13 protein-coding genes and 2 pseudogenes are annotated in these 19,771 nt (G+C 74.0%); 11 read left to right on the forward strand and 4 right to left on the reverse strand.

What is annotated here, in order from left to right; all coding sequences use genetic code 11:
* Positions 1-29: 29 nt before the first annotated feature.
* Positions 30-278, forward strand: a complete 249-nt coding sequence (locus ABD901_RS34010) for a hypothetical protein (RefSeq protein WP_345133199.1) — start codon at positions 30-32, stop codon at positions 276-278.
* Here ABD901_RS34010 and ABD901_RS34015 read toward each other — a convergent pair.
* Together ABD901_RS34015 and ABD901_RS59185 are read right to left on the reverse strand one after the other, a co-directional pair.
* Positions 256-426: a hypothetical protein gene (locus tag ABD901_RS34015; protein ID WP_345133201.1), complete on the reverse strand. Its 171-nt coding sequence runs from the start codon at positions 424-426 to the stop codon at positions 256-258. The genes ABD901_RS34010 and ABD901_RS34015 overlap by 23 nt on opposite strands.
* Positions 427-709: 283 nt before the next feature.
* Positions 710-865 (reverse strand): annotated as a pseudogene (locus ABD901_RS59185) (phosphotransferase-like protein); the annotation flags it as partial.
* Between the two features lie 380 nt (positions 866-1,245).
* Here ABD901_RS59185 and ABD901_RS34020 point away from each other — a divergent pair.
* The 10 genes and pseudogenes from ABD901_RS34020 to ABD901_RS34065 form a co-directional block, all read left to right on the forward strand.
* Positions 1,246-1,491 (forward strand): annotated as a pseudogene (locus tag ABD901_RS34020) (IS607 family transposase); the annotation flags it as partial.
* Complete coding sequence (tnpB, locus tag ABD901_RS34025; protein ID WP_345133203.1) at positions 1,488-2,915, forward strand: IS607 family element RNA-guided endonuclease TnpB; 1,428 nt, start codon at positions 1,488-1,490, stop codon at positions 2,913-2,915. The pseudogene ABD901_RS34020 and the gene tnpB, both read left to right, overlap by 4 nt.
* 109 nt (positions 2,916-3,024) lie before the next feature.
* Positions 3,025-3,504, forward strand: a complete 480-nt coding sequence (locus ABD901_RS34030; RefSeq protein WP_345133206.1) for a hypothetical protein — start codon at positions 3,025-3,027, stop codon at positions 3,502-3,504.
* Between the two features lie 33 nt (positions 3,505-3,537).
* Positions 3,538-6,495 carry a helix-turn-helix transcriptional regulator gene (locus ABD901_RS34035; protein WP_345133209.1) on the forward strand — a complete coding sequence of 986 codons (2,958 nt, stop codon included), beginning with the start codon at positions 3,538-3,540 and terminating at the stop codon, positions 6,493-6,495.
* A complete protein-coding gene (locus ABD901_RS34040; RefSeq protein ID WP_345133211.1) occupies positions 6,492-8,900 on the forward strand; it encodes a caspase family protein in 2,409 nt (802 codons plus the stop codon). The genes ABD901_RS34035 and ABD901_RS34040 overlap by 4 nt, the downstream gene beginning before the upstream one ends.
* A gap of 76 nt (positions 8,901-8,976) precedes the next feature.
* Positions 8,977-9,201, forward strand: a complete 225-nt coding sequence (locus tag ABD901_RS34045; protein ID WP_345133213.1) for a hypothetical protein — start codon at positions 8,977-8,979, stop codon at positions 9,199-9,201.
* A gap of 293 nt (positions 9,202-9,494) precedes the next feature.
* Positions 9,495-10,517, forward strand: a complete 1,023-nt coding sequence (locus tag ABD901_RS34050) for a hypothetical protein (RefSeq protein ID WP_345133215.1) — start codon at positions 9,495-9,497, stop codon at positions 10,515-10,517.
* Positions 10,518-10,650: 133 nt separating this feature from the next.
* Entirely contained in the window at positions 10,651-13,380 is a 2,730-nt protein-coding gene (locus ABD901_RS34055) for a CHAT domain-containing protein (protein ID WP_345133217.1), read from the forward strand.
* Between the two features lie 22 nt (positions 13,381-13,402).
* Complete coding sequence (locus ABD901_RS34060) at positions 13,403-16,405, forward strand: hypothetical protein (RefSeq protein ID WP_345133219.1); 3,003 nt, start codon at positions 13,403-13,405, stop codon at positions 16,403-16,405.
* A 2-nt stretch (positions 16,406-16,407) separates the two neighbouring features.
* On the forward strand, positions 16,408-16,590 hold the full coding sequence (locus tag ABD901_RS34065) for a hypothetical protein (RefSeq protein WP_345133221.1): 183 nt from the start codon (positions 16,408-16,410) through the stop codon (positions 16,588-16,590).
* A 167-nt stretch (positions 16,591-16,757) separates the two neighbouring features.
* On the opposite strand, the gene ABD901_RS34070 is transcribed toward ABD901_RS34065, so the two are convergent.
* Together ABD901_RS34070 and ABD901_RS34075 are read right to left on the reverse strand one after the other, a co-directional pair.
* Positions 16,758-19,292, reverse strand: a complete 2,535-nt coding sequence (locus ABD901_RS34070; protein WP_345133223.1) for an Hsp70 family protein — start codon at positions 19,290-19,292, stop codon at positions 16,758-16,760.
* Between the two features lie 180 nt (positions 19,293-19,472).
* Entirely contained in the window at positions 19,473-19,739 is a 267-nt protein-coding gene (locus ABD901_RS34075; protein ID WP_345133225.1) for a hypothetical protein, read from the reverse strand.
* Between the last annotated feature and the right edge of the window lie 32 nt (positions 19,740-19,771).

The raw sequence follows: 19,771 nt of genomic DNA on the forward strand, positions 1-19,771 counted from the left end.
CGGGCCTGGTCAACGGCACGATCATCCGCATGTTGCACCTCGACCCGGACAGCGTTCTCGTCACCACCGCCGCCGAGCTTCAGACCCGGCATCTCGAGCGGGATCCCGACGATCCCAGCCGCTGCGGCGCCTGCGGTGCGCTGCTGCCCTGCCCCGTCGAGGCGGCCGCCGCGCTCGTGTGCCGGGCCGGCGGGCTGTGGCTCGAAGGGGACACCCTCGTCGACGCGCTCGAACCGCCCACGCAGCTGATCGCGATCATTCCGGCCGAAGTCGCCTGAGCTCGCGGTCCTGGACCCGACGGCCGAGGCGCTGCAGCTCGTAACCCGAGAGGCTCTCCATGGGCAGGCCGCGGGCCGACTTGAAGGATATGCCGGCGTCGATGAGGGGCCACGCCGCCGGCATGTCCAGGGCCCTGTCGCTGTACATCTCCCACACCAGACGCGTTGCGCCATACGTGGCGAAGCCGCCGGGTGTCGCCGGCCACACTCGGCCTGCGAGCGTAAGCACACCGCCCAGAGGGTGGAGGTTCACTTGGATGCCGGGTCGGTCCCCGTCTCGCACAGGATTCCAGGCCGTGGACGCGGCGGCCTTGACGCCGAGAACGGGAAGGCCGGCGCAGCATCGCCAGCGTGTCGGACGCTGGCCCGGGCCATCGCGGCGACGCCGGCCAACCAGGCCGCCCCCAGCTGCCGGAGCTCGATGCTTCTCCGACCGGGCGCATCGCGGCGATCAGCATGTCTACCTCGACCGCGAGCCGCGGCTCCGGCAGTACGGCCTGCGGGCACTGGACGATCCCGGACTTGCCGGAGCCGGACCCGCTGTTGACCACACGATCCTGCGGCGGCGGCTTCGCCGAGCGCGCCACGGAGCCAAGAGTCGCCTTTGCGGATGGTGCCGGCGTGGTGATTGCCGGCGGATTCGTGGTTGCCGGGGCAGGCCGGCCAGGAAGCCGCCGGGGTCCAGCGTCGCGTACTGGTTCGAAGCGCCGAAACGGCTGGCCGCGACCTTGGCCCCAAGCCCGCTGCGGAACGGGTCCAGCTCGTAGCGGCCGTATCGGTCCAGGAACTGCAGCATGTCGGGAGGGTTGACAACTGCTTACTCTTCTGTCAGCAGATATGCGAATCTGTGAGTGTTAGTTTCATTGGGTGAAGCTTGCCGAGTGGGCGCTGTAATGGTGTGCACCCGCAGACCGCGTACGGCTGGTTCGGCGAGGGGACCATGCCGGTCCCCGCTCGGCGTCTTCCATCCGGCACGACTACGGTGGCCGAGCATCGGGATCGGTTCGCGCGGCTCGGAGCCGAGTATGTTGAGGCGGCGCCGGCCGCGCAGGGGCGCCGGCTGATGGTCGATCCAGCCGAGGTGGACGACGACCTGGTGCGGGACGTCACGGAGATCCTCACCAGCCTCTGCGCCCGACTGTACGGCCGCCGCGCCGCGGCGAACCGGGCCAGGCGCGCCGTGGCCGCCGCCACCGCCGAGGACGAGTCGTGAAGCGGGACGAGCCGCCGGCTGGCTGGACCGTGCAGGCGTACCGGTTCGCCCTGGACCCGAGTGACGCCCAGGTGCTCGGTCTGCGCCGCAACACCGGCGCGGCCCGGTTCGCATACAACCACATGCTGCGGCGGGTCAGTGCGGTCAAGGCACAGCGCGCCGCCGAGGCCAACTACGGGGTGGCCGAGGCGGACCTGACACCGTGGCAGGGCTGGTCTCTGCCCGACCTGCGGCGAACCTGGAACGAGATCAAGCAGTGGGTGGCGCCGTGGTGGGCGGACTGTTCCAAGGAGGCGTTCAACACTGGCCTGGCGAACCTGTCCGCGGCGCTGGGTCACTGGCACGCGTCCCGTACCGGCACCCGCAAGGGACGCCGGGTGGGCTGGCCCCGCGCCAAGAGGAAGCACGGTCGCAGGTCGGCCCGGTTCACCACTGGCGCGATCCGGGTCGACCCCGGCTACCGGCATGTGGTGCTGCCCAGGCTGGGTCGCATCCGCACCCACGAGTCCACCCGTAAGCTGGCCCGGCGGGTAAAGGTGGGCACCGCGCAGGTCCTGTCCGCCACGGTAACCGAGACCGCCGGCCGGTGGTTCTGCTCGTTCCAGGTCGTGGTCCAGCGTACGTTCGGACGGCGGGCGCACGCGCCGAGAGCCAGCCGGGTCGTTGGTGTGGACGCCGGGATCAAGCACCTGGCGGTGCTGTCCACCGGCGAACTCGTGCCCAACCCGGCGCCGTTCAAGGCCGTGTTGAAGAAGCTCGGCAAGGCCCAACGCCGGGCCGCCCGGCGGATCGGACCCTACGACCCGCAGACCAGGCGCAAACGAACCGCGTCGAACCGGTGGCGGCGGGCACAGGACGCGGTGGCCCGGCTGCACGCGACCGTCGCGGCCGTGCGCGCCGACTCGTGGCACCACCTCACCACCCGCCTGGCGCAACAGTTCACCACAGTCGTGGTCGAGGACCTGCACGTGGCCGGGATGGTCCGCAACCGCAAGCTGGCCCGGTCCCTGGCCGACGCCGCTCCGGCGACGCTGCGCCGGCACCTCGGCTACAAGACCGGCTGGTACGGCAGCATCCTGCACGTCGCCGACCGGTGGTACCCCAGCTCCAAGACGTGCTCCGCCTGCAAGACGGTGAAACCCAAACTGTCGCTGGCCGAGCGCACCTACCACTGCACTACGTGCGGACTGTCCCTGGACCGCGACGTCAACGCCGCAAGAAATCTTGCCGACCTCGTGCGGCACGTCGACCTGGAGTTGCTGGGCGACGCAAAAACAGGACGTGGAGCCTACGTAAGACCCGTAAGACCTGCACCCGCAGGCGGGGCAGCGGGCCGTGAAGCGTCAAGACCGGCTCACCCGGTCAATGTCGCCCGGCAACGGACGACTGCCAATCGTGAGTCACATCTACTCACCGAGAGGTAACGGAACGGGGAACGCCTTCCGCGCGGCCGAACTATCGCACGCCGAACTCTGACGGACGGCTCTGTCCGTCAGAGATCTGCGACGGTGGGTCGAGCCAGGGAGGTACACCGTGCGCAGCGGACGCCCGCCACGGACGCCCTACGGCTACCTCGCGCCCGACTGGGCCCCCGTGCGCAGCTGGGAGTGCACCAACGAGGGATGCGGCCGCACGAGCGAGCCGACCGACCCGAAGTTCGAGGAGCCGTGGGCGCACGAGGCCCGCGGGTACCGAATCCGGCAGCAACTGCGCTCGGCCGACCCCACGGCACATGCCGATCAGCACGTCTGGGCGTACAAGGACGCCTGGCTGCACGACGAGGAGGCGGCGATGGGCGCGGCGGTGACCCGTGCCGACCCGCTCGGGCTGCGCGTGTCCTACGCCGACGTCGCCGCGACCACCCGCAACGGCGCCGTCGTCTGCATCGCGGCGGCGAAGGCCGGCCGGGACGACCTGCGGGCGCTGCTGCCCGGCGTCGAACCGGAGGGCGCCGGTGAACAACCGTACGGGGCGCCGAGCTACTCGTCGGCGTTCGCGTACACGGGGGCCTGACGATGCAAGACGGCGGCACAGAAGGGTGTGGCGATGGACCGCATGGCGGAACCGGCGTTCGTCGGCCGCGGCGAGGAACTCGACCGGCTGCGGCTCAGGCTCGCCGACGTGCGCGACGGCGAGGCGCGCACGGTGCTGGTCAGCGGCGAGGGCGGGGTCGGCAAGAGCCGGCTGCTGCAGGAGTTCATCGCCCTGGCGCGGACGGCGGGCGCACACGTGCTGCACGGCTCGTGCGACGAGTCGCTGGACGGGACGGTGCCGTACCTGCCGCTGACCGAGGCCCTCGACGGCTTCGAGCGCGACCACGGCGACGCCGCCGGCGAGCTCGGCGGCCCGTCGTACGCGATGCTGGCCGGGCTGTTCGACGGCACCGCGCAGGCCGGCCCGCTCGGCACGCAGCCGCAGGTGTTCCTCGCGGTACGCCGGATGCTCGACCACATCGGCGACCGCGCGCCGGCCGTGCTCGTCCTGGAGGACCTGCACTGGGCCGACCCGTCGACGCTCGGTCTCGTCGGCGCCCTCGCGCGCGCCCGGCCCGAGGGGCGCCGGGTGCTGCTGGTGTGCAGCCACCGGCCCGTCGGCGCCATGCTCGACACGCCGTTGTGGAAGCTGCTGGGCAACGCCGACTTCCTGCGCCGGGTCGAGCAGTTCCCGCTGCCGGTGTTCACCAAGACCGAGCTGCGCCGGTTCATGACCGACATCGCCGGGCGGCCGGTGCCGCCGGAGCTCGTCGAGCGCTGCCTGGCCTGGTCCGACGGCATCGCCTTCCACGCCGAGCTGCTCATGACGACCGACGTGCTCGACCGCCCGGCCAGCGAGCTGCCGCGCGAGGTCGCCGACGTGATGATGGCCCAGGTCGCCCGGGTGTCGCCGGCAACGCGCAAGGTGCTGCGGGTGGCTGCGGTCGCCGGGCGGCGGATGAGCCACGCGCTGCTGCGCACGGCCAGCGGGCTGCCGTCGGGCGAGCTCGACGACGCGCTGCAGGAGTGCCTCGACCAGCGCATGCTCGTCGACGACCAGCCCAGCGGGGTGTACCGATTCCGGCACGCGCTGCTGCGCGAGGCGGTGTACCGCAGCCGCGCCACCGGCACCACCGCCGAGCTGCACGAGCGCATGGCCGAGGCGCTCACCGCCGACCCGGGGCTCAGCCTCGGCGACGCGGGCACCGCCGACGCCGAGGTCGCCTACCACTGGCACCAGGCCGGCCGGTGGCCCGACGCTCTCGCCGCGGCCGTGCGGGCCGGACAGGCGGCCCAGCGCACCCTCGCCTTCCCGTCCGCGGAGCTGCAGTTCGCCCGGGCCGTCGAGCTGTGGGACCGGGTTGCCGACGCCGAGGCCCGCGCCGGGCTGCCCCGCGTGCGGGTCCTGGCCGCCGCCGCGAACGCCGCCCGCTGGTCGGGCCATCTCGGCCGCGCGGTCGAGTACACCAGGGCGGCGATCGCCCTGGTGGACCCGGTCGCCGACCCGGACCTCGGCGGGCTGCTGCAGGAGCGGCTGGGCAACTACCTGTGGGAGGACGGGCAGCGCGGCGAGTCACCGGTGGCGTACGACGCCGCGGCCTGGCTGCTCGCCGACCGGCCGCCGTCGGCGGTGAAGGCGCGCGTGCTGGCCGCGCAGGCGCTCACCGACCTGCGCCGCGGCCGGCACTCCGACGGCCACACGAAGGCCGGCGAGGCCCTGGCGATGGCCCGGGCGGTCAAGTCGCGGGCGGCGGAAGGCCGGGCGCTCAACGTCTCCGGGCTGGCCCTGGGCATGCGCGACGACCCGGAGGCCGGCATCGCCCGGCTGCGCGCGGCGATCGACATCGCGCGGCAGGTGCACCACCTCGAGGACCTGTTCCGGGCGTACAGCAACCTCGGCCTCGTCCTCGAGCACGCCGGCCGGCTCGCCGAGGCGGCGAAGACCAACCTCGACGGGCTCGCCGAGGCCCGCCAGCTCGACCTGCAGGACAGCCGGCAGGCCACGGTGCTGGCCAACAACGCCGGCACCGCCCTGGCCCAGCTCGGCCGGTGGGACGAGGCCGAGGCGGTCATCACCGAGACGACGCAGAGCCGCCAGATCGGCGAGAGCCTCTACCCGCGGCTCACGCTCGCCGAGATCCTCGTCGCCCGCGGCCGCTTCGAGCAGGCCCACGACCTGCTCGAGTCGGTATCCGGCGCCGAGCAGGGCACCGACGTGCGCTTCCACGGCCCGCTGCACGCCTACCAGGCCGAGCTGGCGCTGTGGCAGGACCGCCCGGCCGACGCCGTCCGGCACGTGCGCGACGGCATCGCCGCCGTCGCGCCGAGCGAGAACGCGGTGGAGAAGCTGCGGCTGTACGCCATCGGCCTGCGCTGCGCCGCCGACCGCGCCGCCGCGGCCCGCACGCCGGCCGACAAGGCCGCCGCGCAGGCGACCGGCGACGAGCTCGCCCGGCTGGCCAACGACGCCGTCAAGGGCCGGGCCACGACCGCCGAGGTCGAGCAGCTGGTCCGGCTGTGCCGGGCGGAGCGGCGCCGGATCCGCGGCGAGGACGCGGCGGTGCTGTGGGAGGAGGTGGCCCGCGGCTGGGCCGGCCGCCGCTACCAGGCGGCGTACGCGCAGTGGCGCACCGCCGAGGCCGCGCACGCCTCCGGCGACGAGCCCCGCGCCCGCGAGGCCGCCCGGGCCGCCTACGCGACCGCCCGTGCGCTCGACGCCGAGCCGCTGCGCGCGCGGGTCGAGGCGTTCGCCAAGCGGGCCCGCATCGACCTCGCGGCCGCGCGCGAAACGGCGCCGCTGCCCTTCGACCTCACCGAGGCCGAGTACGCCATCCTGACGCTCATCAGCGAAGGCCACGACAACGCGCGCATCGCCGCGCAGCGCGGCGTCTCCCTGCGTACCGTCGAGACCCAGATCAGCAAGATCTACCGCAAGCTCGGCGTGCACAGCCGGGCCGACGCGATCGTGCTGGCGCACAAGGACGGCCGGTTCGGCGGCGGCGCCCGACCCGTCCGTCAGAGAGAGGCATGACGCGAAGAGCGCTGCTGATCGGCGCACAGACCGGTGGGCTCGAGGGTGTCGACAACGACGTCGCCGCGATGGCCGAGGCGCTCGGGCTCAGGGAGTTCGAGGTCCAGACCCTCATCGGGACGGCGGCCACCCGCACCGGGATCCTGGAGGCGTACCGCGGGCTGATCTCCGCCGCGAAGCCGGGCGACGCGTGCGTCGTCTACTACAGCGGCCACGGCGGCCTGATCCGCCCGCCGGACGACGCGCCGCCCCCGGCCGACGACCCCCTGGGTGCCGGCCGGCCCGACCTGCAGTTCATCGTCCCCTCCGACTACCACGACTCGACGCTCGAGGACTTCCGCGGCATCACCGGCCGGGAGCTGTCCGCGCTGCTGGCGGAGCTGACCGAGGTCACCACCAACACCACGGTCGTGCTGGACTGCTGCCACTCGGCGCACATGTCGAAGCGGGCCGATCTCAAGGTCAGGGCCCTGCTGCGGCCGACAAGCACGCACGTGACGTACGACAGCGTCAGCCGGCACGACCAGGGCCGGGCGCCGGCGGTGCGCGGCTGGTACAGCAACCCCCACGCCGTGCGCGTCGTGGCGTGCGCGCCGCACGAGTCGGCGTGGGAGGGCACCAACCGCCACCACGTCACGATGGGCGTGTTCACCGACGCGCTCGCCCGGATCCTCGACGAGACCAGGGACCTGCGGGTCAACTGGGCGACGCTGCTGGACGCGGTGCGCCGCGAGGTGCAGGATCTCTCCCCGACCCAGCGCCCGGAGGCCGAGGGGCCGTCGGGGCTGCGGCCGTTCGAGGCCGACGAGGTGTACCCCACGGCGACCCTGCCCGTCGTGGTGACCGGCCCCGGCCGGATCCGGCTGCTCGGCGCGCCGCTCATCGGCGTGCAGCCCGGCGACGAGTTCGCCGTCATGCCCGCCGGGGCCGCGGACGCGGGCGACGGCGAGCCGATCGGCGCCGCCCGGGTCACGGGCCTGGCGCCCATGGCCGCCTCGGCCGACCTCGTCCTGGCCCCCGGCCGCACGCAGGTGCCCGCCGACGCACGCGCGCACCAGACCCGGGCCGTGGCGCCGCGCCTGCCGGTGCGCCTCCCGGACCACCCGGTGGCGGCGGACCTGCGCGCCCGGATGGCGCTGCGGCCCCTGCTGCGGCCCGCCGAGCCCGGCGAGGAGGCCGGCATCGCGGTCGAGGCCGCCGACGGCGGGCTCGTCGTGCACGATCGCGTCGGCCCGTTGCACGCGCCGCACCCGGCGACCGCCGCGGGCGCCGGCGAGATCGTCGCCAACCTCCTGCGGATCGCCCAGGCCACGGCGCTGCGCCGGCTCGAGCCCGACCCGGCCGGGCCGCTGCCGCACGGCGTGCGGGTCGAATGGGGCCGCGCCCGCGCCGGACAGCCCGAGCCGTTGCAGCTCACCGACGCGCTGCTCTACGCACACGGCGGCGAGCGCATCTACGTCGCGCTGCACAACGACGGCGACAACGACGTGTACGTCTCGCTCATCGACATCGGCATCTCCTCCCGCATCTTCCTGCTCACCGCCGCCGACCCGAGCGGGCGACGCCTTCCGCGCCGGTCGGCCTACGTCTTCGGCTGGAACGAGGACGCCGCCCGGCTCGACGGCGTCGCCGTCGAGTGGCCCGCCGGCATCCTCGCCACGCGGCCGCGCACGGAGACGATCCTGCTCGTCATCAGCGACGCACCGGTCGACGTGAGCGTGCTGCAGCAGGCGGGCGTGCGCGGGAAGAGCACGTCACCGCTGTCGCGCCGGCTCACGCAGGTCATGAACGGCGGCATGCGGGAGGTCGGGCCGGAGCCGGGCAGGCAGGCGCGCTACGCCCTCGTGCCGATCGACTTCACCATCGCACCGTCGGCGCCGCCCGCCCGCGAGGCGGCGGCGTTCCTCGTCGACGACCGCCCGTCGGATGAGGTGCGCCGGCTCGCGCCGCGCGGCGGGCCGCCCGTGCCGGTCGCCGTGCGCCTCACCGGCGTCGCCCTGCCGGGCGACCCGCCCCGCCGCCTCGACGCCGTCGTGGTCACCGGCAGGCCGGACGGGCGGCCGCAGTACCGCGCGGCCACGCTGCGCCCCGGCGGCGACCCGCTGCTCTACTCCGGCACCGCCGCCGACCAGCTCGACGTCGCCGTCTGGGCGACCCGGGACGCGCCCGGCCGCCCCGACCTCGCCGAGCTGCTCGCCAAGGACCTCGACGACGTCGCCGCGATCGTCGACGCCGCCGAGCGCGCCCTGCGCGACGAGTCCGGCCCCGCGACCGGCCTCTACCGCACCACGCTGCTGGCACAGGAGCGTTTCGGCGCCGGCGCACACGGCCGCCGGGCCGGCGACTGCACGTTCTCGCTGGAAATCGACCTGGAAATCGATCCGGAAATCGAGCCCGGCGCGTGAAAACACGCACGAGCCGTCCGTCAGAGAACAACAGCAATCCGGTACATCACATGACACGACGAAAGGGAGAAGCACCATGGCGAAGAAGCTGATCGTCGGGCAGTCCGAGTGGACCATCAGCGACGAGGAGGCGCCGGGCGTGGCCAAGCTGGTCCGCGAGGCGATGCAGAGCCGCACACTGGTCGAGCTGCCCCTGCTGGACGGCGCGGGCCGCGCGGTCACCGTGTTCCTCAACGGCGCCGTGGCCCCGACCGTGGTCCTCGACCTGGACGGCGTCCCGCGCCCGAGTGAGATGGCCTGACGCGCCCGGGCCGGGCCCCGCGCCGGGCCGGGCCCCGCGCGGGGCCCGGCCCGAACGCCGGCGTACGTAGGTCATACGTAGATCAACAGCGGCGTACGTAAATGCCGGTATCCGGCGCCCGAACATTTGAGCGCCCGGGCGTCGCGCCAGCAAAATCGAAATCGCAGCAGAAAACGACGCGGTTCCCCCGGACCCGGCATTCTCCCAGACAATACGCGGACCTTTCCGCGCATTGACGCATGCCCTCCGGCGAAACCGCGGCGACGCGATTTCGATGACGGAGGCGCGGACCCGTGACAAATAGCGAAGAACTGTCCGACGCGGCCGAGTTCGTCCGCAAGCTGGCTCGGGACGGCACGCTCGCGCGGTACGCGCGGGCGGTCGGGGAGCAGGAGCGCCGGTGGCTGCGGGCCGGCGCCTGCGAAATCGCCTTTCCGATCGTGTTCGGCAAGGTGACCCGGCGCATGGAGCACAACCGGGGGCACTTCCTGTGCGCCACCGCCGTCGAGCGGCTGGAGCCGGATTGCCTCGACCGGTTCCACAACGACGTGGAGTCGGTCCTGGACCACCTCTTCGACCGGGCGGAGGTGCCCATCGTCAACCTGGAGGGCTGGCTGACCATGTGCCTGCAGCGCGCCACGGTGGACGGCCACCGGCGCCGGCGCGGGGAACGGGGCGCACTCCAGCGCGCTCGTCCCCCGATCTGGCTGCAGCGGGCCCTCGGCAACGACCCGTGGCTGGTGGCGCTCGCCGAGGCCATGATCGACTGGGTCGGGATCGAAACGACCGCGGGCGCCGGGACGTGGCCCCTCACGTCGTGGGCCGAGCGGCGGGCCGCCGCGACCGGGGACCACTCCGGCGGCGAGGGGGCCACCGACCGGGACGTCGTGGTGGTGCTCGCCGCGATGCAGCTGCGCCAGCGGTGGTACCAGCGCAACATCGAGATTCCGCTCGGGCGCAAGCAGGCGCCGGTGTACGCCGCGCGGCGCACCGAGACCGGCGCGTACGTGGAGCCGGAGCCGTTGCTGCTCACCGAGCGGCACGAGCGCGACGACGCCGTCCTGCGCGAGCTGGCGGCGACGGCCCTGGACACCATCCGGGACCGGGTGCGCCGCGGCGAACGCCCCGAGGCGGTCGTCGCCGAGGTGCTCGGTGCCGTGTTCGGCGCGGCGCCGGCCGGCGGGGAGATGGACCGCAGCCCCGGCGCCGGCATGGGTCACGCGGAGCGGGCCGTGGCGCTCGTCGCCGACCCGGTGCGCTTCGCCCGCATCCTCGCCGCCGTCAACGAACTGCTGGCGGAGGAGCGCGGGGACTGAACAGGCGGCCCGCGGCCCCCGGGCAAGCGGGCAGGAGGGGGGCGGACGGTCCGTGAGCCCGGCCGGGAGTGCGGACCGTCCGTCAGAACAGCAAGAGCAACAAAACAGTTCCATCGAACCCGAGGAGCGCGAAGTGTCCGAAGCACCCGCAGCACCCGCCGACGACGCCGTCGCCCGGTGCGCGGTCGCGGTCATCCACGCGCGCTCGACCCACGGTCCCGCGCGCGAGGCCGCCGTCGACGACGCGGTCCGCGAGCTGGAGCGCGTCCCGGGCGACGGGCCCGCGACCGGCACCCTCGCCGCGGACCTCGTCCGCATGCTGCTGCGCCCCGACGGCCCGCCCGACGTGCAACGGCTGCGCGTGCTCGACCCGCTGATCGCCCGCGCCGACCGGCACCCCCCGGCCGATCCGGACTGGCCGCGGATCCGCGCCGCCGCCCGGCTGACCGCGCTGACCCGGGCCGCCGCCGTGTTCGAGATCGACGACGCGCGGGAGGCGCTGCGCCAGGCCGACGAGATCGCCGCCGAGCACCCAGGCGACCCGGCCGTTCAGACGCTGCACCACACCTGCCGGATGGGCCTGGAGCTGCTCGCCGGCCTGCAGGACGGCGACGAGGGCATCATCCGTGACCTGCCCGGGCGGATGGGCCTCCTGGACGGGTTCGCCGCCGGGCACCCGGAGGCGCAGCGGCTGCTGTCCACCGTGACCACGATGTCGGAGGTCCTCGCCGCACAGCGCCGCGGCGACCACGACGCGGTCGCCGCGGGCATCGCCCGCCTCGAGGGCGTCGACGGGATCCCCGGCCTGCCGGAGCTCGACGGCGGGCACTCCCTGAGCGACCTGCTGCGCGCCTTCATGCCCGGATCCGCGCCGCCGGCGGCGCGGACCATCGACGGCGAGGCCACGACGGCGCCGGCGCCGAGCCTGTGGCCGAGCGGCGGCACGGAGGTGCTGCGCCGGATGGCGGAGCGGCCCGGCGCCTCGCCCGCCGAGCGCGCGATGTTCCTCACCGCCGTCGGCGGGCTCGCGCTGAAGGGCGGCGAGGAGACCGACCCGCAGGTCATCGCGGCGTCGCTCGCCGACCTGCGCGAGGGCCTGGCCCAGGCCGATCCGGGCGACCCGCGGCGGCCGTTCTACAAGGCGTCGCTGGCCCTCGGGCTGTGGCAGCGTGCCCAGGCCGACGGCTTCTCCTCCGACCTCGACGAGGCCTTGGAGCTGCTGGAGCAGGCGCGGGCCGAGGCCTCCGGGCCCGACGACCCGGCCTGGAGCCTCATCAACGGGATGCTCGCCGAGGTACACCGCCTCAACGGCGCCGACCACGCCTCGTCCCGCCGCGCCGGCCTGGACGGGCTGCGCAGCTACGCCTGGCGGGTGCTGCTGCAGCCCGACCCGCTCGCCGCCCGGATCGCGGCCCGCGACGCCGCCAAGGACGCGATGGACATCGCCGCCAACTGCCTCATGGACCACGAGCTCACCGACGCGCTGCGGGCGCTCGACGCCGGGCGCGGGCTGCTGCTCTTCGCCGCGACCGAGCTGCGCGACCCGACCACCCGCCTCGTCGAGGCCGGGCACCCGGAGCTGGCCGCGCGCTGGGCCGCGGTCGCGGGCAAGGACGCGCCCGCGCAGCTGCGGCGCGAGGTGATCGACGTCCTCGCCCTGCAGTCGGGCGTCCTCGACACGCCCGGGCTCGAGGAGATCCAGGCGGCGCTGTGCCGGCTCGACGCCGACGCGCTGGTGTACCTGGTGCCGGGCGCCCCGACCCGGCCGGGCTGGGCCGTGATCGCACCCGCCGAGGGCCGGCCCAGCTACATGGCCCTGGCCAACCTGCTCGTGGACGACAGCGTCGACGTCGAGCGGTACCTCAACGCCATCACCACCCGCGAGGTCAACCGCGAGCCGGTCGAGCTGCACGACAGCCTCCACGGGCTGTGCGAATGGGCGTGGAAGGCGGCGGTCGGCCCAGTGATCCGGCCGTTCCTCGACGCCGCCGGGGCCGGCCGCGTGCCCCGCCTCGTGCTGGTGCCGATGGGCGAGCTCGCCCGCATCCCGTGGCAGGCCGCGCGCGACCCCGAGGGCGTCTACGCCGTCGAGCGGGTCGCGATCTCCCAGGCGGCGTCGGCCCGGATGCTGTGCGACTCGGCCGCCGCCGCGCCGGTGCCGCTCACCTCGGCCGGGCTCATCGTCGCCGACCCCGACACCGGCGGGCGCGCCGCCGAGCTGTACGCCGCCCGCCTCGAGGCACACGCCGTGCACCGCTCGTTCTACCGCGGCGCCCGCTACGTCGGCCGGCTCCCCGACGGCACCGTGAGCCGCTCCGGCCCCGGCTCCCCCGACGACGTCCGCGAGTGGCTGCGCGCCGACGACGCCGAGGCCGGCGCGGTGCTGCACCTGGCCTCGCACGGCGTCATGCGCGCCGGCCCGCAGGAGGCCTCCTCGCACCTGCTCCTGGCCGGCGGCGAGATCCTGGCCGCGGACGAGCTCGTCGGCCTCATCGCCGCCAACCGCCGGGCCGTGGGCCTGGTCGTCCTGGCCGCCTGCCACACCGGCCGGTCGGTGCACGGCTACGACGAGGCGTACAGCCTCGGCACGATGTTCCTCGCCGCCGGCGCCCGCACGGTGCTGTCGACCCAGTGGAGCGTGCCGGACCAGGCGACCTCGCTGCTGATGTACATGTTCCACCACCACCTCATCGCCGAGCGCCGCCCCGCGTGGGACGCGCTGCGCCGGGCACAGCTGTGGATGCTCGACCGTGACCGGCGGGCGCCCGAGGGCATGCCCGAGTCGCTGCGCGAGATGCTCCGCGGCCACACCGACCCGGCGCGGGTCGCGGCGTGGGCCGGCTTCATCCACTGGGGACAGTGACCGACCGGAAGGCGAGTTTCCGATGGACGACCGAGTCACCGCGCTACGAAACCGGCTCGCCGGGCTGTCGGGCGCGGCGCGGATCCACACGCTGCTCGAGCTGGGCCAGGCTCTGGCCGACCGGTACTGGCGCACCGGCCCCGGCCGCCCGGCCGGCCTGCCCGACCTGGAGGGTGCGATCGCGGCCTGCCGCGAGGCGCACGGCCTGATCGACCCCGCCGCCGCCGTGCGGGGCAACGTGGCGGCCAACACCGGCTGGATGCTCGGCGTCCGCCACACCGTGCACGGCGGCCCCGTCACCGACCGCGAGGACGGCATCGCACTGCTGGAGGAGGCCCTCGCCTGCGCCGGCCTGGCCCCGATGCTGGGCGCCATGGCCCGGGTCGTGGCCGCACAGCTGTACCTCGGCCGCGTCACCGAGGAGATGGGCTCCTTCGACGCGACCCGCCTGATGTCCGGCGGCGCGACGACCACGGTCGCCGACGCCGACCGCGCCGCCGCACGCCTGCGCGAGGTCCTGGCCGGCCCCGCCATGAACGCCGAGATCACCGCCGCCGCCGAGGGCATGCTCCCCCTCGCGGAGGCCCTGCGCGACATGCTCGAGGGCTTCGGCGGCGGTGGCGGCCTCGCCTCGTTCGACCTGAGCCGCATGATGAAGGCCATGGCGGCGGCGGAGCAGCTGCGCCAGACCATGGGGACGATGCCGCGCCCGGCGAGCTCCATGGCGTCGCCCGCGCCGTTCCTGTCCGATGCCCTGGCGGCCGCCGACCCGCTCGACTACCCGGTCGCCGTGGTCCGCGACACCTCGGCCAAGACCGCGACAGCGACCGCTACCGTGCCACGCCCGCGGGCCGCACCGCCGCCACCACCCTCGGACGCCGCCCGCGCGGCCGTGCGCCGAAGGCTTTCGAGCCTCGCCGGTACCGCGGAGGGCCAGCCCTGGGACCACGCGCTGCGGCTGCTGTTCGCCGACGCTGCCGCACTGCCGCGCAAGGACGTCGACGCCCTGGTCGGCGGCGCGTCGAACGCCGCCGACCTGGCCGAGCCCGACGACGCCGGCGTCGACCGCCTGCTGCTGGCCGTCGCCCTGTGCCTGCGCCACGATGACGACGACCTCGATGCGGCCGTGCGGCACCTCGTCCGCGCCGTCGAGCTCATCCCGGACTGGCACCAGGCCGCCGGCGCCGCGGTGGAGGCGTTCGGCGCGCTCGTCGACCCCGAGCGTCCGTTCGCCGGGCCGATCGGCGACCTCGCCACGCTGCCGCTCGGCAAGCGCGGCGGTCGCAGCGCGGTGGACGTGCTGTGCCGCGCGCACGCGGCGATCCGCTCCGGATCGCCGGTCGACCCGGAAAGCCTCACGGACGCCCTCGATGCGCTTCCGGAGGGGCACTCCCTGCGGCCCGCGCTGGCCCGGGCGATCGGGCAGGTCCGGCTCGCCGCGGCCGTGCACAGCGGCGACCCGGACCGCATCCGTGCGGCCGCCACCGAAGCCCTGGCCCCCTCACCCTTCGCCGACGCGATCGTCGCCGTCACCGGCGACGACCTCGATGCGCTGCGGGCGGCCGGCGAACGCATCGCCGCCGGGCCCGATGCCGGCGGACCGGCGCTCGCCGCGGTGGTGGGCGCCGTCCGGCTCTACGACGAGGACGACGCCGGCCTGAAGGGCGCCATCGAGGCACTGGAGTCGGCGGCGGCCGGGCTCGACGACATCGGGTCGGGGCTGCGGACGCGGACCTGGCGGCGGCTGGCGGCGGCGTACCGGCGGCGGGGAGCGGCCGGGGACGCCGAGCGCGCCAGGGCCGCCGCCGTCGCCGCCCTCGACGGTGCCGACCAGGATCCGGTGTGGGCGGCCCGGTTCGCCGGTTGGATGCTCGCCGACGGGCGGGCCGAGGACGCCTTCCGAGCACTCGAGATCGCGGCCTCGCCGGGCGTTGCGGCCGGTGCCCGCGCGGAGTCGGCGTGGCTGGCCGGGGACCTCGTCGAGGCCATGATGGGGGTGGGCGCGGCCGGGGTACCGACGCCGGAGACGCCCGAAACGCAGGACGTCGCGGCGGCGCTGCGGAGCATGGGTGCGGCGGCACTCGTCTACCTGCACCCGACCGACGAAGCCGGGCGCACCGTCGGCGTGCTGTGCCTCGACGCGGCCACCGAGCAGCTCGACGTCGCCGCCAACGTGCCGGTCACCGACCCGCTGACGTCTGGCGACCCGACCTGGCCCGCCATCGTCGAGCGATGGCGCGACGGGGGCGGCGGGGTGCGGCGGCGGGCCCGGATCCTGGTGGCCGCGGGCGACGGGCCGGTCGGCATACCGCTCGCCGCCGCCCGCACCGTGAGCGGCAAGCGGGTCGCCGAGGAGTTCGACGTGTCGCGCGTCGCGGGGGGCGCGGAGGCGGTGCGGCTGGCGGGGCTGGAGGTGCGCGCGATCGCCGTCGAGCCCGTCTTCGTGATCAACCCGCGGGGCGACCGCGAGGAGGACATGATCGACGTGCTGGTGCTGCGCCGGCTGTTCTACCCGCGCTCGGTCTGCCTCGGCCGCGCGCTGGAGCCGGTCGACGGCGCCGGCGAACCCGCGGAGCTGCTCGACCGGCTGCCGGGTGCGTCGCTGCTGCACCTCGCGTGCGGGGTGCGGGTCGACGACGGGACGGCCGTGCTGGAGCTCGCCGGTGGGCGGGTGCTGGCCATCGCGGACATCGCCGCCGCCGGCGGGCTGGCGATCCTGCCGGCCGCGGGGCACGCGGCGTTCACGGCGCTGGCCGACGCGCTGCTGCGGGCCGGGTGCACGGGGGTGGCCGGTTGGCAGCGCGGTGTGCCGCCGCCGGTCGCGGCGCTGGCCCAGTTCATGCTGCATCTGGCGCTGGTCGAAGGGGCGGCGCCGGCGGTCGCGGTGGGTGCCGTGCAGCGGTGGATGATCAACCCTGACCGCACCGTGCCGGCGGACCTGCCGACCCCGCTCGCCGGGGTGGCGCGGGCCGTGGACCTGACCGAGCCGGCGCTGTGGGCGTCGCTGACCTACCGGGGGCGGTGAGCGTGGACAGCGAACGGCCCGAGGGCCCCGACCCGATCGGCGAGATGCTGCTGCGTGAGCTGCGCGGCGCGGTGGAGGCGCGGCGGCGGGCGGGCGACGACCCGGTCGAGATCACCGCGGACCTGACCGGCCGGCTGCACCGGGTGCGCGCGTTGCGCGCCGAGCAGGCCGACCGGCTCGACTAGGCCTCGAGCAAGCGAGGTTCGGGGCTGAGCGGATCAATGCAAACTGACCACAGACAGCCCTTGGTTGTTGATGTTCTTCCCTCGACAAGAAAATGATCAACCAAGGGCTGTCTCCATGATCGACCGAGGTCCACGCCCGACCGCCACATGTTCAAGACCAGGCTCATTCATGAGAACAAGGTTAGGCGGCGAGGCAGTCGCCACACCTTGACCTTGTGGTCGTTGCTGGCGGTGGCCATGGTCTTGCCGTCCGGGCTGAACGCCACCGACGAGACACTCTGATGGTGGTCGGTGAGGGTGGCGATTCGGGTCGGCGCGGCCGGGTTGGCCACGTTCCACATCATGACCGTGCCGCCCTGGCCGGTGGTGGCCATGGTCTTGCCGTCCGGGCTGAACGCCACCGAATACCCCCAGTCTTTGTCGTCGGTGAGGGCGGCGATTCGGGTCGGCGCGGCCGGGTTGGTCACGTTCCACATCATGACCGTGCCGTCGAGGCTGGCGGTGGCCATGGTCTTGCGGTCCGGGCTGAACGCCACCGACAACACACACTCCTGGTGGTCGATGGGGGTGGCGATTCGGGTCGGCGCGGCCGGGTTGGTCACGTTCCACAAAATGACCGTGCCGTCGAGGCTGGCGCTGGCCATGGTCTTGCCGTCCGGGCTGAACGCCACCGACAACACATTGTTGGTGTGGTCGGTGAGGGGGTCGAGTCGGGTCGGCGCGGCCGGGTTGGCCATGTTCCACACGATGACCGTCTTGTCGAAGCTGGCGGTGGCCATGGTCTTGCCGTCGGGGCTGAACGCCACCGAACGCACACCCTCGTGGTGGTCGGTGAGGGTGGCGATCCGGGTCGGCGCGGCCGGGTTGGCCATGTTCCACACCATGACCGTCTTGTCGAGGCTGGCGCTGGCCATGGTCTTGCCGTCCGGGCTGAACGCCACCGACGTCACCGAGTCCTGATGGTCGGTGAGGGTGGCCATCCGGGTCGGCGCGGCCGGGTTGGCCATGTTCCACACCATGACCGTCTTGTCGAGGCCGGCGCTGGCCATGGTCTTGCCGTCCGGGCTGAACGCCACCGACGTCACACCGTTCTGATGGTCGGTGAGGGTGACGAGCGCGACGGGGTTGGTTTGAGCCGTTAGAGCGATCACCACGATCACCGCGACGATCACCGCGAGCGCGGAAGCCGCAGCAACGGCGAGCCGTCGACGACGGATCCTACGTACCGGAACCGCCGAAGCTTCGACCTCGGCTCCAGGTTCGATCGGCGCTGCGGCAGACCCGGGCGGCTCCAACGCCTCGGGTACCTGCTGCGTCTGCACGGCGGTCGGGACCGCCAGGACCGGCCGATCGGTACCCAGCCCGGCCGCACGGGTCTGCTGATAGCCCCCGAGCCCGGTCATGCTGGCAAGCTCGGGCACCGGTGACACCGGCGCGGGCGACACCGGGACAGGAGAGGACAGCGGGCCCGGCGAGATCGGAGCGTGCGGGTACGGCAGGCCGAGCGTCGGCGCAGGCGACGCCGGCAGCTGCGCCCCGGCCGGTGTCGAAACCTGCGGCGGTACCGAATGCAGTTCTCCGCTCAGCAACGACCGTGCCCTGGGGTGCGGCTCGGCGCCCGCCACATGCAAGGTGCCACCGGCCACGATCAGTTCGGGCTGCTCGATCACCGTCGGCGCGACCCCCAGCGACTGGTGCAGCAGTGTCGCGGGTAACGACATGCGGCTGGAGCCGCCAACGAGGAACACCGCCGCGATCTGTTCGGCGCCGATCCCGGCATGACGCACCGCCAGCCGGGTCGCCGCAACCGTGCGGTCCAGCAACGGCCGGGCCAGATGCTCCAACTGCTCCCGCCCGAGAACCGCCTCCACGCCGAGAATCGGCACGTACATCGTCGTCATCGACGTGCGGGACAGTTCCTCCTTGCCGGCGCGCACATCGTCCCAGAAGGCACGCGACGCTCGCCGGTCGTCCGCGGTGACCGGCGCAGTGAGCCGCCGCCAACCTTCCGCGTCGGAGGCGCCGTACACCGCACCGAGATACCCGACGATCGCCGCGTCGACGTCCAAACCGCCGGCGTCGACGATGCCACCATCGGCCAGCACCTCGAACCCGCCGGCCGTGCGCCGCACCACCGACGCATCGAACGTGCCCGCCCCGAAGTCATAGACCACCAGGCAACCACCCACCGGCACCACATGACCGAGCACATGCACGTAGTACGAGGCGGCGGCGACGGGCTCACTGACCAGCACCGCCGCCGGTAGGCCCGCGACGGCGGCGGCCTCCGCCAGCGTCTGCCGGCGCGGGGTGCCCCAACCTGCCGGATGGGCCAGCACCAGCCGATCAACCGGCGCACCCGCCACCCGGACCGCCTCGTCACCCACCCGCCGCAGCACCGCACCGATCAACTCGACCACGGGTACCGCCCGCTCACCGAGCAGCACGTCACCGTCGTCGATCCGAGCCTTCGGATGCGCCTCGAACGCATCCGGCCGGGCACGTGACGCCCGCACCGCATCACGCCCGACGAGCATCTCACCACCCGCAGCGACGCAGACCGCGGACGGCAACAACGGCGTCTCACCAAACAGCAGCGGCACCGCCCGCCCGTCGTCCAGCCCGACGACCGCCACGGTCGACGATGTCCCGAAGTCGACGCCCAGCACCACCACGGCAAGGTCATACCACAGCGGCAGCACCGCGATCGATATCCAGCACGCCCATTGCGAGCACTTGTGACCATTCGACGGAGACTGCCTCCACCGCGCAGAGACCTCGCTCCATGTGCTGGAGCACACCCACGATCCGAGCCCGGGTTCCGCAGTTCGTGGGTTCCTCGACACCGTGGTCCGCGCCCCCGAACCTCGCTTACTCGAGGACTAGGCGTCTTCCTCGCGTTCCTTGTCCTTGCGTTCCTTGGACGCCTCCGCGGCGTTGAGCCGGCGGAGGCGGGCCAGGCGCTCGGTCAGGTCGGCGGTGATCTCCTCGGGGTCGGTGCCGGACTCGCGGGCGGCCTGGCCGGCGGCCTGCAGCTCGCGGCGTAACACCGCGGCCACGCGCTCGGCCTGCTCGTCCCCGGCACCGCTCGCGGACGCTTCGCTCTGCGATGCGCCCGCCCCATCGGGCGTTCCGGGACTGTCGGTCATCACCCAATAGTGGCAGATGAGGTCGTAAGCGG

Source organism: Dactylosporangium darangshiense (genome assembly GCF_039537565.1).
GTDB classification, from domain to species: domain Bacteria; phylum Actinomycetota; class Actinomycetes; order Mycobacteriales; family Micromonosporaceae; genus Dactylosporangium; species Dactylosporangium darangshiense.